Below are 22,346 nucleotides of genomic sequence, written 5' to 3'. Positions count from 1 at the left end.
TGAGGTGAGACCACGTGGGAAACATCATAGTAGCATTTTCGAAGCCGCAGGACGGACGAAATATTAGAAATATACTCGTAAAACATGGAATACAGGTCACAGCCTCCTGCACATCGGGCGCGCAGGTTTTAGCGTTAACTGATGATTTGCGAAGCGGGATTGTGGTGAGCGGCTACCGGTTTGGTGATATGACCTGCCGGCAGCTTGCCGACCAGCTGCCGCCGGGATTTGATTTGCTTCTCATTGCTTCCCCAAGCCGGTGGAGCGGCGAAGCGATGGGAAAGATTGTCTGCCTGCCGGCGCCGTTTAAAATGGGAGATTTAGTTTCAACGGTCCGCATGATTGAGCAGACGCAGGCGGAAAAAAGACGGCGGATGCGTCGCCAGCCGCCGCAGAAGCGCAGGGAAGAGGATCAGAAAGCGATCGACACCGCAAAGGCGATTTTGATGGAGAGGAACCGGATGACGGAGCCAGAGGCGCACAAATATCTGCAGAAATGCAGCATGGACAGCCAGGTCAGCCTTATTGAGGCGGCACAAATGGTAATCAGTCTTTACAAAATGGCGTAAGATCCTTTAAAATAGGATCAAAAAGGCAGAAGGAGCAGTAAAAACGATGAAATTTACAAAAATGCAAGGACTTGGCAATGATTATGTCTATGTCAACTGTTTTGAAGAAACGGTAAACGATCCGGAGAAGTTGGCGATTGCCGTCAGTGACCGCCATTTTGGAATTGGTTCCGACGGATTGATTCTGATTACTCCATCCGAGGTGGCAGACTGCCGCATGGATATGTACAATCTGGACGGTTCCCGCGGCGCGATGTGCGGCAACGGCATCCGCTGTGTGGGAAAATATGCGTATGACCACCATATCGTAGACAAGCCGCAGATTTCTGTTGAGACATTGTCCGGGATTAAATATCTGGATATGAAGGTCGAAAATGGCAAAGTAACGGCGGTCACCGTCGATATGGGCGAGCCGGAGCAGACTTCCGAGCTTCCGGAGAAGATCGAGGTAGATGGAACGGAATACGAATTTACCGGAATTTCCATGGGAAATCCTCACGCCGTTCTGTTTATGGATGAGATTGATTCCCTGGATCTGGAGACGATCGGACCGAAATTCGAGTTCCATAAGCGTTTCCCGGATCGTACCAACACCGAGTTTGTCAAGGTCATTGACCGCACACATGTAAAAATGCGTGTCTGGGAGCGCGGATCCGGCGAAACGATGGCATGTGGAACGGGTGCCTGCGCGGTTGCCGTTGCATCCATTCTGGCAGGACATACGGAGGATGAGGTTGAGGTCGAGCTGCTGGGCGGCTGCCTGCAGATCCGCTGGGATCGCGAGAAAAACCGCGTGTTCATGACTGGACCGGCGGTGGAAGTGTTTAGCGGGGAGTATGAGGAATAATTAAACAGGAAACTTTGGGACTTCTTTCACATATGGTAGTAGTACAACGATATGTGAGAGGAGTCTTTTCTTTTGGAAGAAAAAAAGAAAGTGATGATAGATGCCGGGCACGGCGGAACGAAAGATCCGGGAGCAGTATTTGAGGATCGGATGGAAAAGGACGATACCCTGCGTCTGGCGCTGGCAGTAGGGAGGATTCTCGAGGAAAATGGGGTGAATGCCGTCTACACGCGGTCAACGGACGTCTATGACACGCCCTACCAGAAAGCAGAGATGGGAAATGAGGCGGGCGCGGATTATTTTGTTTCCCTGCACCGCAATGCGGCGAGTGAGCCGGGAAAAGGTTCGGGCGTCATGACGCTGGTGTACAAGACAGGCAGGGAATCAGAACAGCTGGCGGATTCAATACAGAGAGAGCTGGCGCGCACCGGATATGTGGATCTCGGCGTGATCGAGCGCCCGGATTTGATTGTGCTGCGGAAAACGCAGATGCCGGCGGTTCTGGTTGAAGCCGGATTTATCGACAATCCGGAGGATAACAAGCGGTTTGACGCGCAGTTTGACGAAATTGCGGCGGCGGTTGCATCTGGGATTCTAAATGTAATCGATGACGACATGGATCGCCGTCCGGTGGAAGAGAGCGACTATTATTACCAGATCCAGACGGGGGCGTACCGCATCCGATCGCTGGCAGAGCAGCAGTTAGAAGAACTGCGCCGTATGGGATTCCCTGCATTTCTGGTGTACGATGGGACGTATTTCAAGCTTCGGGTCGGTGCGTTTAAAAATCTCGACAACGCCGTGCGGATGGAACGGGAACTGCGGAAGGCGGGATTTCCGACGGTGCTTTTGTATGAGAGGGAGGTGAAGTAGGGGAGAAAAGCTGAAAAACAGGCACTATCTGAAAATAAGAATAGAATGACTTATTTGATTGATTTTTGCTGTGTTTTTTGTAAAAATGAATGGAAAAAATCCCCTCATTATGGTATGCTGAAGATAGAAAGCAACATGCATTTTCTTGTAGATAAAGGGAGGGGTTTGGTATGTCAGAGAAGAAAAAAATTATCATCACGATTGCGAGGCAGTATGGAAGCGGCGGTGCGGATACGGGCAAAAAGTTGGCGGAAGATCTGGGGATCAGTTTTTATGATAAGAACATTCTCCGTATGAACTCAGATGAGAGCGGTATCAAAGAGAGCTATTTCCATCTGGCAGACGAGAAGGCGGGCAACCGGCTTTTATACAAGATTATCAATACATTGACGCCGGAAAAGGGCGCACCGTCGTTCGGTTCCGATCTCATTTCAGCTGACAATCTGTTCCGCTTCCAGTCGGAAGTGATCCGGAAGCTGGCGGCGGAGGAATCCTGCGTCATCATCGGTCGCTGCGCGGATTACGTGCTGGATGGCACCGAGGGACTGATCCGCGTGTTCCTCTACGCGGATATTAAAGTGCGTGAGGAGCGCGTGCGTGAGCGGAATCTCTACGCGGACAAAGATGTCCTCAAAAATATCCACCGGATCGACCGGGAACGCCGCGATTATAATCGTTATTATGCAGGGCGCGACTGGGAGAAGCCGGAGAATTACGACCTTTTGATTAATACGACGCAGATTGGTGTGGACGGGGCGGTTCAGTTGATTAAGGATTATTTAAAAATGAGGGGGCTTTTGTAAGGGAAAAAGAATGACTTCCACTTGCAATTCAATATAGTATCGTGTAAAATGGCACATACAGCCGGGCGAATACGAGAGTGTTTGGACGGCTGTATGTGCTGTTTTGCTATTATTACAAGTAAGGGGAAAATATGAAATATCAAAATGATATTGACAAAATGAATACGAACCGGAATTTATTTCTGATGTCGCTGCCGATCTTCGTGGAGCTGTTATTGCAGCTTTTGGTCGGAAACGTTGATCAGATGATGGTAAGCCGGGTATCGCAGCCCTCGGTGGCAGCGATTGTCAATGCGAACCAGATCATGAACCTGGTGATTATCGTGCTGAGCATGGCATCGACGGCGGTTACTGTGATTTTGTCCCAGTATCTGGGCGCGCAGGATGAAAAAAATGCATCCCGGACCTGCATGGTCTCGATCGTGCTGATCGGCGGCGTCAGTCTTGCGGCAACGATTCTGGTTTTTGCCGGGCACACGCCGCTTTACCGGGCGATCCATGTGCCGGAGGAGGTTTTTGATGAGGCGTCGCTGTATCTGCTGATTGTCGGCGCATTTATTCTGGTGCAGGGACTTTATCTGACCTTCTCAGCGATGATCCGCGCATTTGCCATGGTAAAGGAAGTCATGATTATATCAGTTATCATGAATGCCATGAATATTGTGGGAAATGCGATTTTAATCAACGGCTGGTTCGGAATGCCGCAGCTTGGGGCGGTCGGGGCGGCGATCTCGACGGATATCAGTAAGTTAGTTGGTCTGGCATTGATGATCGGAATGTTTTTCAAGAGCCACCGCGTCAAAATGGGAATGAGTTATCTGCGTCCATTTCCGGTGCAGATTTTAAAAAATCTCTGCCTGTTGGCAATTCCGACGGGGGTCGAAAGTTTTTCGTACAATCTCTCCCAGATGATGATTCTGGGAATTGTTAATTCCTTTGGCACGCTGGTTACTGTAACCAAGGGATATTGTACGATTTTTGCCAATATTGATTATGTTTATGCGATGGCGATCGCGACGGCAACCCAGATTGTGCTGGGCTACCTGATCGGAGCGCGCCGTCTGAATGATATACAGAAACGAGTGAATGCGACATTGAAGGTTGCGATTGCGGCGTGTGTCGGGATGGCGGTGCTGATGTGCCTGGGAGGTAAATACATTTTCCTGATTTTCACAGACAACCCGGAGATCATTGCGCTTGGACGGCGGATTCTGGTGATTGAGATTGTGCTGGAGATCGGGCGCGCAGTCAACATTGTTATGACCAAATGCCTGATTGCGGTTGGCGATGTCCTGACCCCGACCACGGTCGGAATCACCTTCCAGTGGGTCGTAGCTGCCGCCGGTTCCTGGTTGCTCGGCAGCAAGCTCGGCTGGGGGCTGGAAGGCGTCTGGATCGCAATGGCAGCCGATGAATGCGTGCGCGGACTCATTTACGCGGTGCATTTTAAGAAAGAACGTTGGAAGAAGAATTTTAAGGGCGTGAAGACAGAAGCGGAGTTGGAATAGGCGTAGAAGATAAGCGAAGAAAGAAAGTGTGAGAAAAAATGAAAGAAACAGGATGGAAAAAGACAGCAGGGAATGGTTCTGATGGAAAAAGAACGGAAGGAAAGAAATCGTTTGGCCGGGGGGAGAAAACAACTGGATTTTCCAAGAATAGTGCAAAAGTGGGAGTCAATGGGGAAAAACAGGGAAAATCTGCTCGTAAAGTGTCTGGAGTTGAGGATAAATGGGGCACACATGGGGACAGGAAACGAAATGTAGGGGAAAAAGACGGTCAGAAAACGGTTCGTGGTGGACAGCGTGGAAAAACAAAATGTCCGATTTACCGTGAGTGCGGTGGCTGTCAGTATCTCCATTTAACCTATGATCAGCAGTTAAAAGAAAAACAGAAGCGCATGGAAGAACTGCTGGGCGGTGTCTGTCCGGTTCGTCCGATCATTGGAATGGAAGAGCCGTATCATTACCGCAATAAAGTTCATGCGGTATTTGGATTGGATCGGAAAAATAATCCAATTTCTGGCATTTACAAAGAGGGGACACATCGGATTCTTCCGGTGGATTCCTGTCTGATTGAGGATCAGAAAGCAGACGAGATCATCGTGACGATCCGGAGTATGCTTCGTTCGTTCAAGATTCGTGTTTTTGATGAGGACACCGGATACGGTCTGCTGCGTCATGTATTGATTCGCCGCGGCTTCACAACCGGCGAGATTCTGGTCGTTTTGGTGACAGCATCCCCGGTATTCCCGTCGAAGAACAATTTCGTCAAGGCGCTTCGTGAAAAGCACCCGGAAATTACTACGATTGTCCAGAATATCAACGGCAGAAGCACCAGTATGGTACTGGGGGACAAAGAACATGTACTGTATGGAAAAGGATATATCGAAGATGAACTCTGCGGACTCCGGTTCCGTATTTCGTCCCGTTCCTTCTATCAGATTAACTCAGTTCAGACTGAGAAGCTGTACGGAAAAGCGATGGAACTGGCAGGACTTACAGGCAAGGAGACGGTACTGGATGCTTATTGCGGTATTGGTACGATCGGTCTCATTGCCAGCAAACACGCGGGCAAAGTTATCGGCGTAGAGTTAAATCAGGATGCAGTGCGGGATGCAGTGCAGAATGCGAAGAAGAACGGCATCACCAATGCACAGTTCTTCTGCAATGATGCAGGCCGGTTCATGACCCATATGGCAGCCCGCAGCGAGAGCGCCGATGTCGTTTTCATGGATCCGCCGAGAAGCGGAAGTACCGAGGAATTTATCGATTCGGTAGCACTTATGCAGCCGAAACGGGTGGTATACATCTCCTGCGGTCCGGATACATTGGCACGCGATTTGAAAGTATTCGCAAAGCACGGTTATCGGGCGAAAGAAGCATGGCCGGTGGATTTGTTTGGGTGGACGGAGCATGTGGAGACGGTAGTCTTGCTTTCCAAGGGTGAGGTCGACTCGAAAAAGATTCGGGTTGAGTTCTCTTTGGAAGATATGGATATGTCCGAATTTCAAGATGGGGCAACCTACACCCAGATTAAGGACTATGTGCTGGAGCATAGCGGGTTAAAGGTATCCAACCTGTATATCTCACAAATTAAGCGAAAATGTGGGATTGGGGTTGGTAAGAACTATAATTTGCCGAAGTCCGAGGATTCCAGACAGCCACAGTGCCCACTGGAAAAAGAGAAAGCAATCCGAGAAGCATTCAAATATTTTGGGATGATCTAACATCCCGCAGAATGGAGGAATATAAACCCTTAGATTAAATTTCAGCCCTCTGCCTTTTCATTGGCAGAGGGCCGTTTTTTGCTTAACAGTTATTGAGCATCCCTTAATTGCTCTACAACACTGCATTTCGCTGCGTTGTCATACATCATGCAAGGAATCAGCCACCCCAGCAGAAGAAATACCGGAATTGTCAGCAGGACAGGCAGAATGGTGAATCGATACTCAAAGAACCAGAACATACTGCCCAGCATTTTTCCTGCAAGAGGTCCCACCGCCAGCGACAGAATAAAAGCCACCGCTACGGAGGACATTGCGTAAAACAATCCCTCATAGATCAGCATGGTTTTGAGCTGCCGGTTCGTCATTCCTACAGCCTGAAGCACAGCAAATTCACGGCGGCGGGAAAGAATACCGGTCATCATGGCGTTGAAGAAATTTAAGAGTCCCACCAGTCCGATGATAGCACAGAGGATACCACCTATCAGAAGGAACATCTGCCGGAACTGAGCAAACTCAGAGCGAACCGTGGCCTTGCTTTCATACATCAAGGGCGAAAACTCACCGGCAGTGAGCTTCGATAGATATTGCTCTGCTTCGGTCTCGTCAGCTTCGTCTGCTGTGTCGAACAGGTAGAGCATCGGAATGGCCGCACCACCGCTGTCCCTCTGTGCGGTATCCACAGACAAAACTGTCTCATATCCAATACCACCATAACGATAACTCATGGAATACGGAAGCTCTACCAAGGCGCAGACCGTGTACGCTACATCTCTGGCTCCATACAGTTTTTCCTGAAGGTACTCCTCCGGTGTATCTTCGGTGCAGAGTTCCCCGGTGCGGCTGTCGATATATTTCACATCGTCCGCATAGGTGGCGGTGATCGTGTCTCCCACCTTGGGGTAGTATTCAGGATTGGGCAGATTACCGTAGTCATCTAAGGAAACCGCAATGGCAATAGCGTTATTGTTTGGCTCCAGCATAGGAGAAATATCTCCGTCGAACACTTGCAGCTTGTCAAACAGGCTGTTATCCAGAGCCTCGATTCTGGTATCTCCCATCACCATATCGCCCCGGTGCTCCATGCGGCTCATATGGCTGTCCAACTGCTCAGCACTTTCGTACCTTGCATAGTCCTGCCGCAGAGCATCCTCCGTCATCCAAAGATATACGGGTTTTCGCACAGCATATCCCGTGCCGGAAAGACTGGACTTTGTGTTTGCTGCGATCTCTTCGATCTGTTCCGGCGTGATGAATTCATCTGCCGGGTTGTAACGGAAATAGTCGGGCGTGCTGACGATAAAATCGGCGCAGGTCATGAAGGATACATACTTCTCCATGCTGAAGCCGCCCACAAAGGCACACAGTGCATTGAACAGCGTCACCGACAGTGCCAGAGACACCACCACCAGCACCGTCTTTTTTTTGTTTCGTCCCAGATTGGCAAAGGCCATCTGATGGAGCTTCGCTCCCCGGGTGCTGCGCTGTTTTTTCTTGGTCTGCATCGCATCTGTATATTTGGTAGCCTCCACCGGAGAAACCCTGGCTGCCATTTTCCCGGGCTTGGAGCAGGACAAAAGCACCGTCAGCAGGGCAAACAGCACGGAGCCAACAAAGATCACAGGCGAAGTGCTGATGGTGGTGATGCCTGCATCCAACTGGGTGGAGCGCAAGACAACAGGCACCAGAACAGCGCCAATGCCATAGCCCAACAGCAGCCCCGCCGGAATGCCGATCAGACAAAGCAGAAGTGCCTGCTGGCGAATGATGCGTTTGAGCTGCCGGGGCGTTGTGCCAATGGTTTTCAGAAGCCCGTAAAACCGGATATCCCCCGCAACAGAGATCTGGAAAATGTTATAGATGATAAGATACCCGGTGAAAATCACCAGCAGCAAAAAAGCTGCTATGGCGATCACAAGTTCCGGATCGAGCTGCGACTCCAGCTGGGATGAGGTATATCCCCAGTTGACGCCGATTCGAACGCTGTTGGGATCGGTATAGCTGTCCCATGTGTAGCCGAGATCGCTATCCACCTGCTCCATCTGCCCTTGAATGTTTGTACTGGAAGCCATCATGACATTCAGGTCAGTGCGGAAGGGCTGTAGCCCTGTTTTCACTGCCTGCGCTTCGATGTCATCTGCGTAATCACGGCTGATGTTGATGTAATGAACAGGCATTAGTTCATCATAGTCCCAATAGCCCACCAGCGTAAAGGTATCTGTTACAGTAAAGGCGGTTTGATCCTTGTCCGTAATGGAATAGGAAACCGTGACCTCGGCGCCCAGTTCCGGCGTTACGCCAAGCAGCTGCAACGCTGCCGTATCCATGGCTACCTCTTTGCCGCTTTCGGGCATCCGTCCGGTAGTAGGGGTTGCATAGCTCCATTTGGTGCAGTTGGCATCCATGTAGCTGATCTCTGCCGGTATTTTGGCAAAGACCCCCTCCGCAGTGATACCGATTACCTTCCGTGCCCCCGTAGCCTTCACCTTTGGGTGGGCTGCGATACGTTCCGCCTGCTCGGGGGAAACATCCTTAAAGGTGCCATGTGCATAGCCGCCTACCTGTCGAAACTGGTAGGTTTCATAGCTGGCGTTCAGTGACAAGACAATGGTGAACATGGAAGTAAATAGCAGCGTTGTCAGCGCAATGGCAAAAATAGCGATCAGATTGCGGCGACGGTTCGCATAAAGAGATTTTAAGCTGAGCTTTCGAATACATTTTCTGTTTTTGACATTCATCGTAGCCACCTCCCGTTAGTTCTGGGAGACGATCCGACCATCTTCGATACGGATAATGCGGTCTGCCATCTGCGCAATTTCTTCGTTGTGAGTGATCATTACGATTGTCTGGGCGAACTTTTGACTGGTGACTTTCAAAAGGCTCAATACATCCTGACTGGTTTTGGAATCCAGATTACCTGTCGGTTCATCTGCCAGAATGATAGCGGGTGCTGCCGCCAGCGCACGGGCGATTGCCACACGCTGCTGCTGACCGCCGGAGAGCTGATTGGGCAGGGCATCCAGACGCTCATCCAGCCCAAGGGTCTGTACAATCTGCTGTACGAAATCTTTGTTGACCTTGCTACCGTCCAGCTCAATGGGTAGAACGATATTTTCATACACATTCAGCACCGGAACAAGATTATATGCTTGGAACACAAAGCCGATTTTCCTGCGGCGGAAGATGGTCAGGGCTTCATCCTTCAAGGAGAAAATATCCTGTCCGTCCACCATGACTGTGCCGCTTGTAGGGCGATCCAGCCCACCCAGCATGTGCAGCAGGGTAGACTTGCCAGAGCCAGATGTGCCGACGATTGCAACAAATTCGCCCTTCTTTACACTTAAATCAACTCCATCCAACGCATGAACTGCGTTATTGCCGGAGCCATAAATCTTTTTCAGGTCTTTTGCCTGTAAAACATCCATAAATGAGTACCTCCATGAAAAAATCTGTATGTATGCAAAGAAATCATCCTTTGATACATACAGATTATCGCATAGGAATCTTTCCACATTCTTTCCGGCGGAAAATGAAATCTAACAGTTTTGATAGAATTGTTGTTATTTCGGCAGAAATATGGAAAACGTACTTCCTTTTCCCGGAACGGAAGCAACCTTGATATAACCGCCCTCGCCGGATATGATCTGTCGAGCAAGGTATAAGCCGATGCCGACCCCTTCTTGTTTCTGCACACTATTTGAGCGGTAAAAGCGAGCAAATATCTTCGCTTGCTCAGTTTCCGGTATGCCTGAACCGGTATCCGATATATCGATCCTTGCAAACATTTCATAGCTTACGGCAGAAATAGTAATGGTGCCATGCTCTGTATATTTGATGGCGTTGTCTACGATATTAGCCAGCGCTTCCGCTGTCCATTTGAAGTCGAATACAGCAAAAGCATCTGTATCCTGCATTTGCAAAGACAATCCTTTTTCAGAAGCCTTGGCAGTATATTGTTCTACCACACTTTCAAGCAGCGGCTGCAGCGCTGCCGGCTGGGGGGAGAGTGAAATGATCCCGTTTTCCAGTCTGGAAAGCTTTACGAGAGAATCGATCAAAAATCGCAGCTTTTCCGATTGTTTGTACAGCGCCTCCACATTTGCCTTCGCCGATGCAGGCAGAGTTTCCTCCTTCAGAAGCTCGCTGTATAACAGCAGGTTTGCAATCGGCGTTTTTGTCTGGTGCGAGATGTCCGCAATCAAGGTTTTGATTTTGTCTTTTTCCTGCGCTACATTTCGAGAAGATGCTTCTGCTGCGGAAAGATAGTGTGCAAACTTTGTTTCCAAAGCAGACAGCCGGCTTTCATCAAAATTGGTTTCAGAAAAGGAGCCGGTCATGGCAGCGTCCAGCATCCTTTCGATTTCTTCCATCGTTTTTCTGGTCTTTCTCCGCTCCCATAACACAACAGCTGCCGCCGCCAGAAAACACAGCAGTATGATCACAATACCGGTTTTATTCATCTTTTGTCACCCAGCTATAACCGATTCCATAGACGGTTTTAATGTATTTCTGTGCACCAAGCTTATCCCTCAGACGCTTGATCGTAACAGACAAAGCATTTTCATCCACATATTCTGCGCCATCTGTCCAGATCCGGTCGACAAGGTCTCCACGGGTCATGGTTCGACCACGATTTTCAACAAGCAGACGCAGTAATTTTTGTTCTGTTTTGCTCAATTCCACTTTTGAATCTCCCACATAAAAGGTCATAGCCTCAAAGTCAAAGTGGAATAGATCCATATGGAACGGCGCATTTTTATGGTTTGACGCTTGCTTTCGCAGTTGGGTATTCACCCTTGCCCGCAAAACCGAAAGAGAAAAGGGTTTGGTAATGTAATCATCAGCGCCCCGCTCCAGTCCGTCTACGATGTCCAGATCGGTGTCATTGGCAGTCAGCAAAATAACAGGAACTCCGGGCATGTTTTCCTTGACCTCCCGGAGCAGCTCAAGCCCGCTGCCATCCGGCAGATTGATATCCAACAGGATCAGGGATACACTGCCGCAAAGCAATTGCTCTCTTGCCGCTTTTAGATCATGGCAGGATATAATCTGGCGGTCATCTGCTTTCAGCGCTTTGCATAAGCCTTGATTCAACCCGATATCATCTTCAATAATCAATAATTGTTCCATGTATCTCACTCCCTCGTTATTCAAATGCCACCATTATTTCCTTGGGCAATTTTTCGTTCTCACAGTTCAGAAGATAGGCGATTGCTCTGCTTGCAAATTTGTTTGTTTTCACTGTATCCCAATCGGCAAGCAAAATGACCTCTGCCTTGCCGTCCTCAAAATCTAATGATATTTCGCCCCATTCGCCGTCGCAGTCTGCCTGATATTTGTAGATTGCGGCGGCGATTTTCTTTTTTCGCTTGATCTTGGATTTCTGTTTTAGCCGGACTGCATGGATTGCGCCCTCGGCAACCAACAATTCCGTCAACTTGTCCACTGCTTTTCGGTAGGCTCGTTCTGCACCGCTGGCTGTACTGCCCTCAAACATAACCGCCAGTTCTTCAAAGGTGGGGCGGTCTTTCCATGAGCTGACACGCCCACAGGTCATGCAAATTGCTAACCGTTTTTCGAGCAAGGTCTGTTCCCGGTAATTCAGTTTCTCAAATGCCCGCTGCACCTTTTCTGCCTGTATGCCGTTCCAGAGGATATCGGTATAGTTCCAGCTATCGTCAAGGGCTACATCCTCGCCTGTTTCCTCGCCATTCTCGTCCGTTATATAGAACGGCTGCTGGTTGCGGATTCCACGGACAACTTTCAGATATTCTTCCGCAAGAGCAAGGTCGCAGTTATACTTCTTGGAAAACTGGTTGACCGCATCTTTGGTGTTATGGTACAGCCACGCCATTGATCGCACCATTTTGTAATTGGTCAGAGAGGATACCGACCATTTTTCTTCGCCCATGCGGAAACGGAGCATAGAATCCCAGATGAACGGATAGATGTATGTAGCATACTCCGCACCCTTGGCAGGAGTATAGTCCATCAGCTTTTGGAGCATTTGCTCCCGGCAGGAGAGCTTTATATCTATAAATCGGTCTGTGTCGTACAGATCGCCGCCATCCACACCGAGAAAGTCTTTGATGCGCTTGTTGAGCTGCGGTTCGTAGTGGTGTAGGAAGAATGAGAAATATATCAAATTCTTTTCCTGCAATGCAGACAGAATATATTCGTTCAGACTGCCCACCTTTGGCGGCTCAGGTTCCAGTTGGAAGATGCGCTCTGCCACATAGGGAATGATACCATCACCGTGCGGATTGACTTGGTGTTTCGGTATGTATCCGGTCATATTCCATAAAAAATCATCCAGCATAGCGCACCTCCCTTCGCCTTAGTGATTTTTGTAAGTGTTCAGAAAACTGGAAGTTGCATGATTATTCATATTCTGTCCTGATAGTGAATTGTTTGGGAAGATTGTAAATGTTTGTTTTCAGAAATATAGGATAGAAATATTCATCCTGTAACCGTTCAAATGCAAGCCATTCAAAGTCATGTATATGGTGACCTTCATGGAGTGTAAACCGTTCTCCTTTTTCCAATAATCCTGTTTCGGAAATGTCCATCAGATAATAGATACAGATTTCATGGTAATTCAGCTTATCAACATCTTCAGTGAAAAAACTTTGGTTCAGCCATAAAGGACGAATAATTTTAGGTGTGATATTCAGTTCTTCCTCTACTTCTCTAACAACTGCGTGTTCGGCAGTTTCTCCCATCTGAACTCTGCCACCAGGCAAATAAAAGTATGGGGAACGTTCATCGTGCATTGCCAGGATTTTGTTGTTAGAAATAATGATAGCACAAACCCTATAATTAAACTTTTTCCGGTTAGAAACATAAGTAATGTCCATCCATCTTTCCTCCGTCAAATTCAAAGTTTACTCACAGCTTCTTTCTTCAAAGCAGCCTGTCCCATTTCTCTTTCATAATCACCCTTGGCATAGACAACATTGCTGAGTGCCCGGAGCATCTTATCTTTTGCCAATTTTTTCATAATCTCTGCAAGATCAGCGTCCAGAGTGCCACGCTTCACGTAGCGGTTTATGGTGTTCAGTCGCTTTTCATAAATCTGTTTCAGCGGATGATCGTCCGCAAGCTCCCGCTGTTCTCTGCCTTTCAGGTTACCGATCTGCCGGCAGGTGCGGTGCAGCTTGTCCCCCGGTGCATAGCCGCCGCAGTATTTGGTGTGCCTTGCGTTGGTGGTGAGGAACCACTTGCCGCAGATTTTGCATTTTTTCGGGGCATGACCAACACATAAGCCCTCAAAAAGATCAGACCGGAACATCCCTACAAAGGATACATAGTGCATCCGCTTGACCAGCTTCGCAACTTTTTCGCCGGGACGGATGACGGATACATACTGAACGGAATTGTTCAGGGTAGACATCCAGGCATTGCCTTCCGTGATGGAAAACTCCGGCGGGAAATAGCTGCCGAACATTTTTGCAAAACCCTCTGCGGTGCGGTCTGCTTCGTTGCCGTCTGTTTTTTCTGCAAAATCAAGCATGGCCGTTTGGTATTCCCCAAGGGAGTATGCCAGATGCCCGAAAACTGCGGTATAGCGTTGGAGCATCATCGCATCGGTAAAGTTCTGGATTTCTTCAAATTGCAAAGAATTGGTTGCGGCTTTTATGGCAAACTCCACATATTTCAGCGCATTGTCCACAGTAAAGACTTTTTCAATCAGTTCTCTGTGCTTTGAGATATTCATATAGGAGAACGGCGGTGTTTGACTGAGAATATCAAGCATCGTCAGAGCAGCTTCCTTTGCAATAGGACAGAGTGCAGAAGCATCCTGTCCGGCGTTTAATATTCCAAGCAGCAGATTGATTTTCTCGCATTGCTCGTTTATTTTTGCAATGGTATTCACAGGAACATTCAGTGCATCACAGGCAAGCGTACCGACAGGAAATGTTTTGCTCTCATATATGACCGTATCCTGCCAGAAATCCAATGTCATCAATTCTTGATTCATGCTTGCCCTCCTGTCCTGTTTTTTCATTTTTCTAATTATATCATGTAAATGTGAAGAAATCTACGTCCTCAGATAAGTTGTCCTGTTTTTTGAAACAGGATTGTCCTGTCATTAGCCTGTTTTTTGAAAAATCCGTCATAACCATAATAGAAGGAGCGAAGCACCTGCCAATCACGGCGGGTGCTTCGTGCTTTCCAGAATATTATGAACGGAGGGTTTTCTATGACAATCTATGAAACCATCAAGGCGGCAATCAGCGTCAAGCAAGCCGCCGAACACTACGGGCTGAAAGTGAGCCACAATGGCATGGCTTGCTGCCCGTTCCACAACGACAGGCATCCGAGCTTGAAGCTGAATGAGGACTATTTTTTCTGCTTCGGCTGCGGAGCCAAAGGGGATGTGATCGACCTTGTGGCAAGGCTGTTCAATCTGAGCAGTTATGAAGCAGCGCAAAAGCTGGCTGCGGACTTTGGACTTGACCCAAAACCGCCCACTGCCGCAGCTATGGTCAAGCCGAAGCGTCCCTATATCCGTCAGTTCCGGGAGGATGAAATGCTGTGCTTCCGGGTGCTGACGGATTATTTGCATCTGTTGGAAGATTGGAAAGTGCGCTATGCTCCCAAGACACCGGAAGATGCTCTGGATGACCGTTTTGTGGAAGCCTGCCAGATGCACTGCCATATCGAATATATGGCAGATGTGCTGACGGTGGGTGATCTGGAAGAACGGGTGGCATTGGTGGACAAGCTGATGCAGGACGGCAAAATTGCTTTTCTGCAAGAGTACATCACACGAAAGAAAAAGGAGGTGGCGCACCATGGCGAAGAACCGGAAAACGCCTGATATGAATTTGCCTGTCTGGTTTGACGGGCAGAACATCAACGAAGCTCTGTTTTGTGAAGAATTTCTGCAAGAGCGCAGGATCATCTTCGCAAACGGAGCTTTTTTCACACCCGATGGTCGAGTGACGGACGATCTTCCTCTGCGTGGGGAGATTTACGACAAGCTGAAATTCTGTGCCGTGAACAACATCCCCCGGAAGATCACCAACATTCTGGAAGTGCTGAAACTGGAAGCGCAAGTGCCTGACTTCCCACCGGAGCAGGATCGCATCCATGTGTTCAACGGTACGCTGCTATTGAACGGCACATTTACCGAGGGCAGACCGGCTATCGTGCGGAGCCGTTTGCCGGTTGCTTACAATCCCGATGCTACTGCGCCGGTGATCTGGCTGAACTTTCTGGATGGGTTGCTTTACGCCGAGGACATTCCAACTTTGCAGGAGTTTATCGGCTATTGCCTGATTCCCTCCAACAAGGGGCAGCGCATGATGGTGATTAAAGGCAACGGCGGCGAGGGTAAATCTCAAATCGGTGCGGTACTGTCTACCATCTTTGGCACGAATATGAAAGACGGCAGCATCGGCAAGATTTCTGAAAACCGCTTCGCCCGTGCCGATTTGGAACACATTCTCCTGTGCGTGGATGATGATATGCGGATGGAAGCTCTGCGCCAGACCAACTATGTAAAATCCATTGTCACCGCACAGGGCAAGATGGATTTGGAACGCAAAGGCAAGCAGAGTTATCAGGGTTGGATGTTCGCCCGATTGCTGGCATTCAGCAACGGTGATCTGCAAGCCTTGTATGACCGCAGTGACGGATTTTATCGCAGACAGCTTGTGCTGACCACCAAGGAAAAGCCAGTGGACAGAGCTGACGATCCCGACCTTGCGGAGAAGATGAAAGCTGAAGCCGAGGGTATCTTCCTGTGGGCATTTGAAGGCTTACAGCGGCTTGTTGCCAACAACTTTAAGTTTACGGAGAGTGAGCGTATCCGGGAAAACCGGGAAGCGGTCAAGCGTGACAACAACAATATCTTTGATTTCATGGATTCCGAGGGATACATCCAGCGTAAAGCGGATGCGTCCATCAGTTCCAAGGATTTCTATGAAATCTACCGGATGTGGTGCGAAGAAAATTCCCTTGCACCGCTGAAAGCCCGCAGCTTCAGCGACGCCATGATTGCCAATGCCAAGAAATTTAATCTGGAACATTGCAACAATATCACCAACTCTGCCGGACGGCGGGTTTGGGGATTCATGGGAGTGGAAGCCATTGCACGACCTCATATAAATGGGTTTTACGGAGATTCGCCGTGTACGTACGTACCGGAGGACATTCCGGAGGAATGGCGGCAGGTCGAGTAAATCCCATTGGCTGGTACGTATGTACGCAGCAAAAGAGCGTGAAACGCTTGTGATAGAAACAGCTCATTTCCTTTATTTGGGCTGTTTCATGTCCACAGGCTTTTGAAAAAGTGTCTGTGGACACCGGCTGCAAGAGGAAGTTGACACAGAACAGCTTCATGCAGACGGGCTGACCATGGGAAAAGGTGCAGACATTTTCGCCTTGGTCAGCAGAGGTCACCGCAGTGACCGCATTCCCCCTCGGGAGAGCCCTCGGAGAGCCCACGGCACTTTGCAGCCAGTATGGATGAAAGTGTCATAGTGGGTTATTACACTTTGAAAAAGTGCCGTTCTCCAGCCTTCCGCTGTCTGCAAATCTCAAAGAAAGGAAAAATCCAATGGCAAGAAATGATGGAATAGACCGTACCGTAGCCAGAAATCAGGACTTGGAAACACCGGCTGATGTGGCGAAGGTACAGGAACACAATGAGCGTGAAAAGGACAGCTACAGCAATCAGGACATCGTGCCGGAACGTACTGCGCTGAATGTTCACTTCAAGTCTCCCACTGACGATTATGTAAAAATGTTCGAGCAGATGGAACAGGATGGCGTGATCTCCACCAGAGGTCTGAAACCGGATGCCGTCAAATACGGTGAGTTGATCTTTGATGTGAACTCTGCTTACTTCTACAATCACGGCGGCTATGAATTTGCAAAACAGTTTTATGCCGATGCCTATAAAGCCGCCGTGGAGATCGTAGGCGGTGAGCAGTATATCCTATCCGCTGTGATGCACGCCGACGAGCGCAACCGGGCAATGTCCGAAGCTCTGGGCGAAGATGTGTACCACTACCACCTTCATGTGGTTTATATCCCGGTGGTGGAAAAGCAGATCCTTTGGTCGAAGCGATGTAAGGATGAATCCCTCCGGGGAACGGTAAAGGAAACGATCACGCAGGTCAGCCGCAGTAAAAAATGGGAGTCCAAGCCGGTGCTTGACAAGGATGGTAATCCAATGTTGAACGCAAAAGGAAAAAAGATTTTGAAGTCGTCCTACAGTGTGTTGCAGGATGACTTTTTTCATTTCATGCGAAATGCCGGATATACCGATGTGGAGCGTGGAGAGCGTGGCAGTACCGAGGAACATCTGACTGTGACCCAGTTCAAGGTGCAGGCAGAACAGCAGCGGCTGGAAACTGTGGCCGGACAGGTGGCACAGGCGGAGCGGGGGTTGGAGAATGCCAAAGCTGCCACGGAGAAACAGAAAAAGAAACTGGAAGCTCTGCAAAAGGAAACCAAAACAGCAAAGACCGTTGCTCTGACGGTGCAGGAGATTGAAACGATGGGAAAGAAAGCCACATTCGGAAATAATATCACGCTGACACCGGATGAATGCGACACGCTCAAACGCTATGCGGTCAACGGCATTATCGCCAATGCTGACAACAAGCGCTTGAAGGAGAAACTGGCTTCCGCAGAAAAGACGGTTTCCATCTGGAAGCAGCGGTATGAAGCGGTAAGCGAAAAATATATGGAACTCAAACAGAAAGCCCAACCCTTTCTGGATGCACTGGAAATCGCATCCGAAAAGGTTCGGGCTTTTATCAATTCTATCCTCATCAGAGGAAAGGAAACACAGGAACACGAACACCCTGCCCGGAAGCGTGGACAGGATATGGAACTTTGATGGAGGAATCGCCTATTGAAGAAATATTATGAAGAAGCGAAATATAATGCGGCATTTGACCGCTGTGTGGATGTTATGAGCCAGATGCTCCAGAAATATGGACATCAGGTTTTGGATAAATTGGAACAGGACGCTCCGCAGGAAGTGGAGTATTCCGAGGAAAGTAATCAAGCGCAGCTTCTGACGGATAAGGCTGCGTAAAATTTGCAATTTACACGTTGCGTATTCACTATGGCTATGCTATAATGATTACGCAATGTGTATTTTTTGCTTTTGTGGAGAAAAGACGGATGGATTGTAAAAACAGAATTATAAAGTTGCGGGAAAGCACAGGACTGAATCGGAAAGATTTTTGCAAGCTCGTCCATATTCCTTACCGGACTATGACTGAATGGGAATTGGACAACCGCCATGCACCGGATTATGTGCTGTGGCTTTTGGAGTATTATATCCGCAACGAGGGACTTATGGTAAAAGGAAGGAATGAGGGAGGTGGAGATTCTGAAAAAGAAACAACTTAAATGCTATCTTTATACAAGAGTGTCCACCTCGATGCAGGTTGACGGATACAGCTTGGATGCCCAGCGTGACAAGCTGCGGAAGTATGCGGCATACGAGGATATGATCGTTGCCGGGGAGTATTCTGACGAGGGCTTTTCTGGAAAGAACATTCAAGGGCGGCAGGAGTTTCAACGGATGCTGAATGACATCCAGGACGGCAAAGATGATGTTTCTTATGTGTTGGTCTTTAAGCTGTCCCGATTTGGCAGAAATGCAGCGGACGTTCTGAACTCTTTGCAACTCATGCAGGATTTCGGTGTCAATCTGATCTGCGTGGAGGATGGCATTGACAGCTCCAAGGATGCAGGAAAGCTGATGATCTCTGTGCTGTCTGCGGTGGCAGAAATCGAGCGAGAGAATATCCGCACACAAACAATGGCAGGACGGGAACAAAAGGCTCGTGAGGGCAAATGGAACGGCGGATTTGCACCTTATGGATATAAACTGGATAATGGTGAACTTGTTATTGCCGAAGATGAAGCAGAAGTTATCCGAGTAATCTATGATCGTTATATTCATACAAACGAGGGTGTTGCAGGAGTTGCAAAATATCTGAACCGCAATGGTTATACTAAGAAACTAAGACAGAATAATACCATTCCGGGATTTTCAAGAGATTTTGTGAAAAATGTATTGTACAATCCTGTTTATATGGGAAAGATTGCTTACGGCAGACGAAGAACAGAAAAGAAACAGGGTACAAGAAACGAGATGCACGTGGTTGAGCAGTCGGAGTTCCCGGTTTATGAAGGACAGCACGAAGCTATCATTTCCGAAGAAGATTGGTATCTGGCACAGGAAAAGCGCAAGGTCAATTCCTTTAAGCGGGAAAAGGTCAATAATCCAGACCACGCCCACATCCTGTCCGGTATCTTGAAATGCCCATGCTGCGGCAAGAGTATGTACGGCAATATCGCCAAGGCGCACAGTAAGGATAAGAAAACCCGGTATTATTACTACTGCAAAAATACGGTTACACCTACCGGGCATGAGTGCAGCTTCCGTCTGAATATTGAGCAGACGGAAATCAACAAATTTGTGGCGAAGGTTATCTCCGCTATGGTCAATAATCCACGGTTTGTAGAAGCGATTCAGGCGAAAATCGGAACAGCAGTTGATACAGAAGATATGGAAAAGCAGATTGCTGTCCTACAAGGGCGGCTAAAGCAAGCCTTTGGAACGAAAAGCCGCTTGGAGCGTCAGATGGATACCTTGGACCTCAATGATGCCCACTATGACAGAAAGATTTTGGACTTGCAGCGCCGCTATGATGAGCAGTATGATATCATAGAGGAAATTGAAGTTCAGATTGCCGAACTGCAAGGACAGATACGCAGCATCCAGCAGGAGAAAATCTCTGGCGATAACATTTATCGGCTCTTACTGGCATTTGATGAAGTCTACCATTCCGCAACAGAAGCGGAGCAGAAAGAGTTTATGAAAGCCTTTATTGAGCGAATTGAGATGTTCCCGGAAAAGAGAAAAGACGGTAGTTGGATAAAGAAGATCGTATTCAATTTTCCTGTGCCTGTTGATGGTGAGGAAGTGAAAGAACTTCCCTTGGAAACTGAAACAACTGTTGAGACAGTCACTCTTCTGACGAGAAAAGCCCGGTAAATCAAAGGGTTGCGCCGATTTGTGGCAAAAATGGTTGTGTGTTTCAGTTTCCGCAGAAGACACATGCGGAAACTGATTTACCCCAGGGGTAAGATTTTCGGAATTGTTGATATACATTTTGGCAAAAGGCAAAGTGTAGGGAGGATACATATGAATTTAAGTATTTTATTAACTGACTTTATTGATACGAAAGGAATGCTTAAAACATATAGGTTTATACCCATTAATCAATATAATAGAATAGTGGTTGATAGATTATCTGATATTTGTACAGATGTAAAGGAAAATACAGATAAGGATGTGGGATTGCTAAGAGTATATAATTCTGACAAATGTCAGTTGCTTTCTACTACTTGTAAAATTAAAGATTTTACAGACAGTTATGGTAAGATTTTTTTCTGTTTTGAGCATATGTTTATACCTGTTGAGAGTTCTAGATATGGAAGCTGTGGTATTTATAATTTTATTTTACCTGTAGACTATAGATTGACAGAATTACATATTGTAGATCCTTTTGATAATAATAAAAATTTAAAAAAGAAAAAGCACTTTAAATATGATGTTTTTTATGATTGCGAAAGCCATATTCAAGTTGTACAAATGCAGTTACGTTCGGCAAGAGGTAATTTTTCTTTTATTCTTACAGGAGAAGCATGTATTGATGATGGTAAGAACAAATTTATAGACTGTAAAGAGCAAAACATATACTTAGATGAGGATATTCGAGAATTCTTTTTTGATGATGGTATAAAGAAGTCATTTTGGAAAAATTTGAAAGAATCAATATTATTAGAGCCTAATTTTAATGGGATCGGGATAGATTTAAAGAAATTATTTCAAAAATAGTATAAGATTGGAGGGTAAAGATTGAGAACAGCGAATGAATATGAGATTGCAATTTTTAAGAAAGAATATTGTAAAAATGGAGAGGATAGAATCAGTATAGGAAAAGATTTTGAAGTTGATGTAGAGTCTTTTGAAGAATTATTGCCTGGGAAAATTGTCAGCAGTTATGCAACGGGTAATCGTGATATTGAAAATTCTTTCATAATGTTTAGAGTTTGTGACGTAATCAAGGATATCCAATATTTCCCGGTTTTTTCAGAGACAATTGGAAGGAAAATGCTTAAGAGTTGGAATAAACCAGTACCAAAGAAGCGAAGTATCTTCATAGAAGATAACAATGGTGTAGGAAGAGGTAATGGTGGAACTGGAAATGGGAATAAAAACAATGTAGAAAATTCTAAATTAAGAAGTTTGATTTTGTTTGCACGTTCATTAATGATTTTACATATTAATGATCCGCAACCAATGAATGGAATGCTAAAAGAAATATATGAAAAATTAGAATTACATCCATATTGGAATGTGAGAAATTATGAGGTCAAAGCTGTAAATACTGCGATAGGAAGTTTTTTACGGAAAGATATTAATGTTCAAAATGAAAATTTTCAAAACTTGCAGGACTATATACTTTATTTGCAAACAAATGTAACTGGAAGGCGTTTAAGAAATACTAATTTCGATACGTTACGAAATATTATGGGAACAGAATACCCGGCAGAACAAGTATATTTTTGAGTTAAAAAATATGTGAAGAAATATCAAAAAAGTAAAACACTACCCCAATCCTGAATATACATTGCATACTTTCGCTATGCAGTATAAAATCAAAGTTCAGGGGAATATTGAAACCGTCTGTCTGCTTTCAAGGAAACCTTGATTTTCTGCGGTTTGTGGGATATTAAGGAGCAAAAATGGATGTGTGTTTTGTAGCCTTATGAATGAATCATTTGAATATCGTAGCAGAGGGGTGTTTTGAGACTCTGCTGAATAATAGGCTTTTGCTAAAAGGTATCATTTTTGCGAAAATGTATGATACCTCCTGGCAGGAGCCTTTTTGTATAAAGATAACTTGACTTATAAATCTTACTGATGTAATATTTAGACCTATAGGACAAAATGTGTTGATAGAAACCGCCTTCAGCCCTTGAAT

21 protein-coding genes are annotated in these 22,346 nt (G+C 47.0%); 14 read left to right on the top strand and 7 right to left on the bottom strand.

Annotated features, from left to right (window positions below; genetic code table 11):
- Positions 1–14 precede the first annotated feature (14 nt).
- The 6 genes from DWX68_RS12190 to rlmD all read left to right on the top strand — a co-directional run bounded on the left by DWX68_RS12190 (position 15) and on the right by rlmD (position 6,318).
- Positions 15–569, top strand: a complete 555-nt coding sequence (locus DWX68_RS12190; protein WP_118471876.1) for an ANTAR domain-containing protein — start codon at positions 15–17, stop codon at positions 567–569.
- 46 nt (positions 570–615) lie between these two features.
- Positions 616–1,416 (top strand): diaminopimelate epimerase, encoded by an 801-nt coding sequence (gene dapF / locus DWX68_RS12185; protein ID WP_107001241.1) that lies wholly within the window; start codon positions 616–618, stop codon positions 1,414–1,416.
- A 72-nt stretch (positions 1,417–1,488) separates the two neighbouring features.
- A complete protein-coding gene (locus tag DWX68_RS12180; protein ID WP_118629673.1) occupies positions 1,489–2,289 on the top strand; it encodes an N-acetylmuramoyl-L-alanine amidase in 801 nt (266 codons plus the stop codon).
- Between the two features lie 170 nt (positions 2,290–2,459).
- Entirely contained in the window at positions 2,460–3,092 is a 633-nt protein-coding gene (locus DWX68_RS12175; protein WP_022358543.1) for a cytidylate kinase-like family protein, read from the top strand.
- 131 nt (positions 3,093–3,223) lie between these two features.
- Positions 3,224–4,600: an MATE family efflux transporter gene (locus tag DWX68_RS12170; protein WP_118629671.1), complete on the top strand. Its 1,377-nt coding sequence runs from the start codon at positions 3,224–3,226 to the stop codon at positions 4,598–4,600.
- Between the two features lie 38 nt (positions 4,601–4,638).
- Positions 4,639–6,318, top strand: a complete 1,680-nt coding sequence (rlmD, locus tag DWX68_RS12165; RefSeq protein ID WP_118629669.1) for a 23S rRNA (uracil(1939)-C(5))-methyltransferase RlmD — start codon at positions 4,639–4,641, stop codon at positions 6,316–6,318.
- 89 nt (positions 6,319–6,407) lie between these two features.
- On the opposite strand, the gene DWX68_RS12160 is transcribed toward rlmD, so the two are convergent.
- The 7 genes from DWX68_RS12160 to DWX68_RS12130 form a co-directional block, all read right to left on the bottom strand.
- Positions 6,408–9,053, bottom strand: coding sequence for an ABC transporter permease (locus DWX68_RS12160; RefSeq protein WP_118629667.1), 2,646 nt, complete (start codon positions 9,051–9,053; stop codon positions 6,408–6,410).
- A gap of 15 nt (positions 9,054–9,068) precedes the next feature.
- On the bottom strand, positions 9,069–9,740 hold the full coding sequence (locus tag DWX68_RS12155) for an ABC transporter ATP-binding protein (protein WP_118629665.1): 672 nt from the start codon (positions 9,738–9,740) through the stop codon (positions 9,069–9,071).
- 135 nt (positions 9,741–9,875) lie between these two features.
- The gene (locus DWX68_RS12150; protein ID WP_118629663.1) at positions 9,876–10,775 is read right to left on the bottom strand and encodes a HAMP domain-containing sensor histidine kinase; all 900 of its coding nucleotides are present in this window, start codon (positions 10,773–10,775) and stop codon (positions 9,876–9,878) included.
- Positions 10,768–11,445 carry a response regulator transcription factor gene (locus DWX68_RS12145; protein ID WP_118629661.1) on the bottom strand — a complete coding sequence of 226 codons (678 nt, stop codon included), beginning with the start codon at positions 11,443–11,445 and terminating at the stop codon, positions 10,768–10,770. Before DWX68_RS12145 ends, DWX68_RS12150 begins: the two co-directional genes overlap by 8 nt.
- 16 nt (positions 11,446–11,461) lie before the next feature.
- Complete coding sequence (locus DWX68_RS12140; RefSeq protein ID WP_118629659.1) at positions 11,462–12,634, bottom strand: hypothetical protein; 1,173 nt, start codon at positions 12,632–12,634, stop codon at positions 11,462–11,464.
- A gap of 61 nt (positions 12,635–12,695) precedes the next feature.
- Positions 12,696–13,172, bottom strand: coding sequence for an NUDIX domain-containing protein (locus DWX68_RS12135; protein ID WP_118629657.1), 477 nt, complete (start codon positions 13,170–13,172; stop codon positions 12,696–12,698).
- 20 nt (positions 13,173–13,192) lie between these two features.
- Positions 13,193–14,296 (bottom strand): DUF6076 domain-containing protein, encoded by a 1,104-nt coding sequence (locus DWX68_RS12130; protein ID WP_118629655.1) that lies wholly within the window; start codon positions 14,294–14,296, stop codon positions 13,193–13,195.
- Between the two features lie 222 nt (positions 14,297–14,518).
- Here DWX68_RS12130 and DWX68_RS12125 point away from each other — a divergent pair, with 222 nt between their 5' ends.
- The 8 genes from DWX68_RS12125 (at position 14,519) to DWX68_RS12090 (ending at position 21,931) form a co-directional block, all read left to right on the top strand.
- On the top strand, positions 14,519–15,139 hold the full coding sequence (locus tag DWX68_RS12125; protein WP_118629653.1) for a CHC2 zinc finger domain-containing protein: 621 nt from the start codon (positions 14,519–14,521) through the stop codon (positions 15,137–15,139).
- The gene (locus tag DWX68_RS12120; protein ID WP_118629651.1) at positions 15,114–16,505 is read left to right on the top strand and encodes a phage/plasmid primase, P4 family; all 1,392 of its coding nucleotides are present in this window, start codon (positions 15,114–15,116) and stop codon (positions 16,503–16,505) included. Before DWX68_RS12125 ends, DWX68_RS12120 begins: the two co-directional genes overlap by 26 nt.
- 377 nt (positions 16,506–16,882) lie before the next feature.
- Positions 16,883–18,172, top strand: coding sequence for a plasmid recombination protein (locus tag DWX68_RS12115; RefSeq protein WP_118629649.1), 1,290 nt, complete (start codon positions 16,883–16,885; stop codon positions 18,170–18,172).
- A gap of 15 nt (positions 18,173–18,187) precedes the next feature.
- A complete protein-coding gene (locus DWX68_RS12110; RefSeq protein WP_117526568.1) occupies positions 18,188–18,373 on the top strand; it encodes a hypothetical protein in 186 nt (61 codons plus the stop codon).
- Positions 18,374–18,462: 89 nt separating this feature from the next.
- A complete protein-coding gene (locus tag DWX68_RS12105; RefSeq protein ID WP_015540908.1) occupies positions 18,463–18,693 on the top strand; it encodes a helix-turn-helix transcriptional regulator in 231 nt (76 codons plus the stop codon).
- Positions 18,674–20,350, top strand: a complete 1,677-nt coding sequence (locus DWX68_RS12100) for a recombinase family protein (protein WP_279220433.1) — start codon at positions 18,674–18,676, stop codon at positions 20,348–20,350. Before DWX68_RS12105 ends, DWX68_RS12100 begins: the two co-directional genes overlap by 20 nt.
- Positions 20,351–20,500: 150 nt before the next feature.
- Entirely contained in the window at positions 20,501–21,196 is a 696-nt protein-coding gene (locus DWX68_RS12095) for a hypothetical protein (protein WP_107001159.1), read from the top strand.
- A gap of 21 nt (positions 21,197–21,217) precedes the next feature.
- On the top strand, positions 21,218–21,931 hold the full coding sequence (locus DWX68_RS12090) for a hypothetical protein (protein WP_118629645.1): 714 nt from the start codon (positions 21,218–21,220) through the stop codon (positions 21,929–21,931).
- Positions 21,932–22,346 lie beyond the last annotated feature (415 nt).

The organism is Clostridium sp. AF20-7 (assembly GCF_003479275.1).
Classification (GTDB): domain Bacteria; phylum Bacillota; class Clostridia; order Lachnospirales; family Lachnospiraceae; genus Otoolea; species Otoolea fessa.
This window is presented reverse-complemented; position numbering and strand designations above follow the sequence as displayed.

Excerpts from the sequence above, each read along its gene's own strand:
- dapF (WP_107001241.1), top strand. The coding sequence starts at position 616 with ATGAAATTTACAAAAATGCAAGGACTTGGCAATGATTATGTCTATGTC.
- DWX68_RS12175 (WP_022358543.1), top strand. The coding sequence starts at position 2,460 with ATGTCAGAGAAGAAAAAAATTATCATCACGATTGCGAGGCAGTATGGA.
- DWX68_RS12170 (WP_118629671.1), top strand. The coding sequence starts at position 3,224 with ATGAAATATCAAAATGATATTGACAAAATGAATACGAACCGGAATTTA.
- rlmD (WP_118629669.1), top strand. The coding sequence starts at position 4,639 with ATGAAAGAAACAGGATGGAAAAAGACAGCAGGGAATGGTTCTGATGGA.
- DWX68_RS12160 (WP_118629667.1), bottom strand. The coding sequence starts at position 9,053 with ATGAATGTCAAAAACAGAAAATGTATTCGAAAGCTCAGCTTAAAATCT.
- DWX68_RS12155 (WP_118629665.1), bottom strand. The coding sequence starts at position 9,740 with ATGGATGTTTTACAGGCAAAAGACCTGAAAAAGATTTATGGCTCCGGC.
- DWX68_RS12150 (WP_118629663.1), bottom strand. The coding sequence starts at position 10,775 with ATGAATAAAACCGGTATTGTGATCATACTGCTGTGTTTTCTGGCGGCG.
- DWX68_RS12145 (WP_118629661.1), bottom strand. The coding sequence starts at position 11,445 with ATGGAACAATTATTGATTATTGAAGATGATATCGGGTTGAATCAAGGC.
- DWX68_RS12140 (WP_118629659.1), bottom strand. The coding sequence starts at position 12,634 with ATGCTGGATGATTTTTTATGGAATATGACCGGATACATACCGAAACAC.
- DWX68_RS12135 (WP_118629657.1), bottom strand. The coding sequence starts at position 13,172 with ATGGACATTACTTATGTTTCTAACCGGAAAAAGTTTAATTATAGGGTT.
- DWX68_RS12130 (WP_118629655.1), bottom strand. The coding sequence starts at position 14,296 with ATGAATCAAGAATTGATGACATTGGATTTCTGGCAGGATACGGTCATA.
- DWX68_RS12125 (WP_118629653.1), top strand. The coding sequence starts at position 14,519 with ATGACAATCTATGAAACCATCAAGGCGGCAATCAGCGTCAAGCAAGCC.
- DWX68_RS12120 (WP_118629651.1), top strand. The coding sequence starts at position 15,114 with ATGGCGAAGAACCGGAAAACGCCTGATATGAATTTGCCTGTCTGGTTT.
- DWX68_RS12115 (WP_118629649.1), top strand. The coding sequence starts at position 16,883 with ATGGCAAGAAATGATGGAATAGACCGTACCGTAGCCAGAAATCAGGAC.
- DWX68_RS12105 (WP_015540908.1), top strand. The coding sequence starts at position 18,463 with ATGGATTGTAAAAACAGAATTATAAAGTTGCGGGAAAGCACAGGACTG.
- DWX68_RS12095 (WP_107001159.1), top strand. The coding sequence starts at position 20,501 with ATGAATTTAAGTATTTTATTAACTGACTTTATTGATACGAAAGGAATG.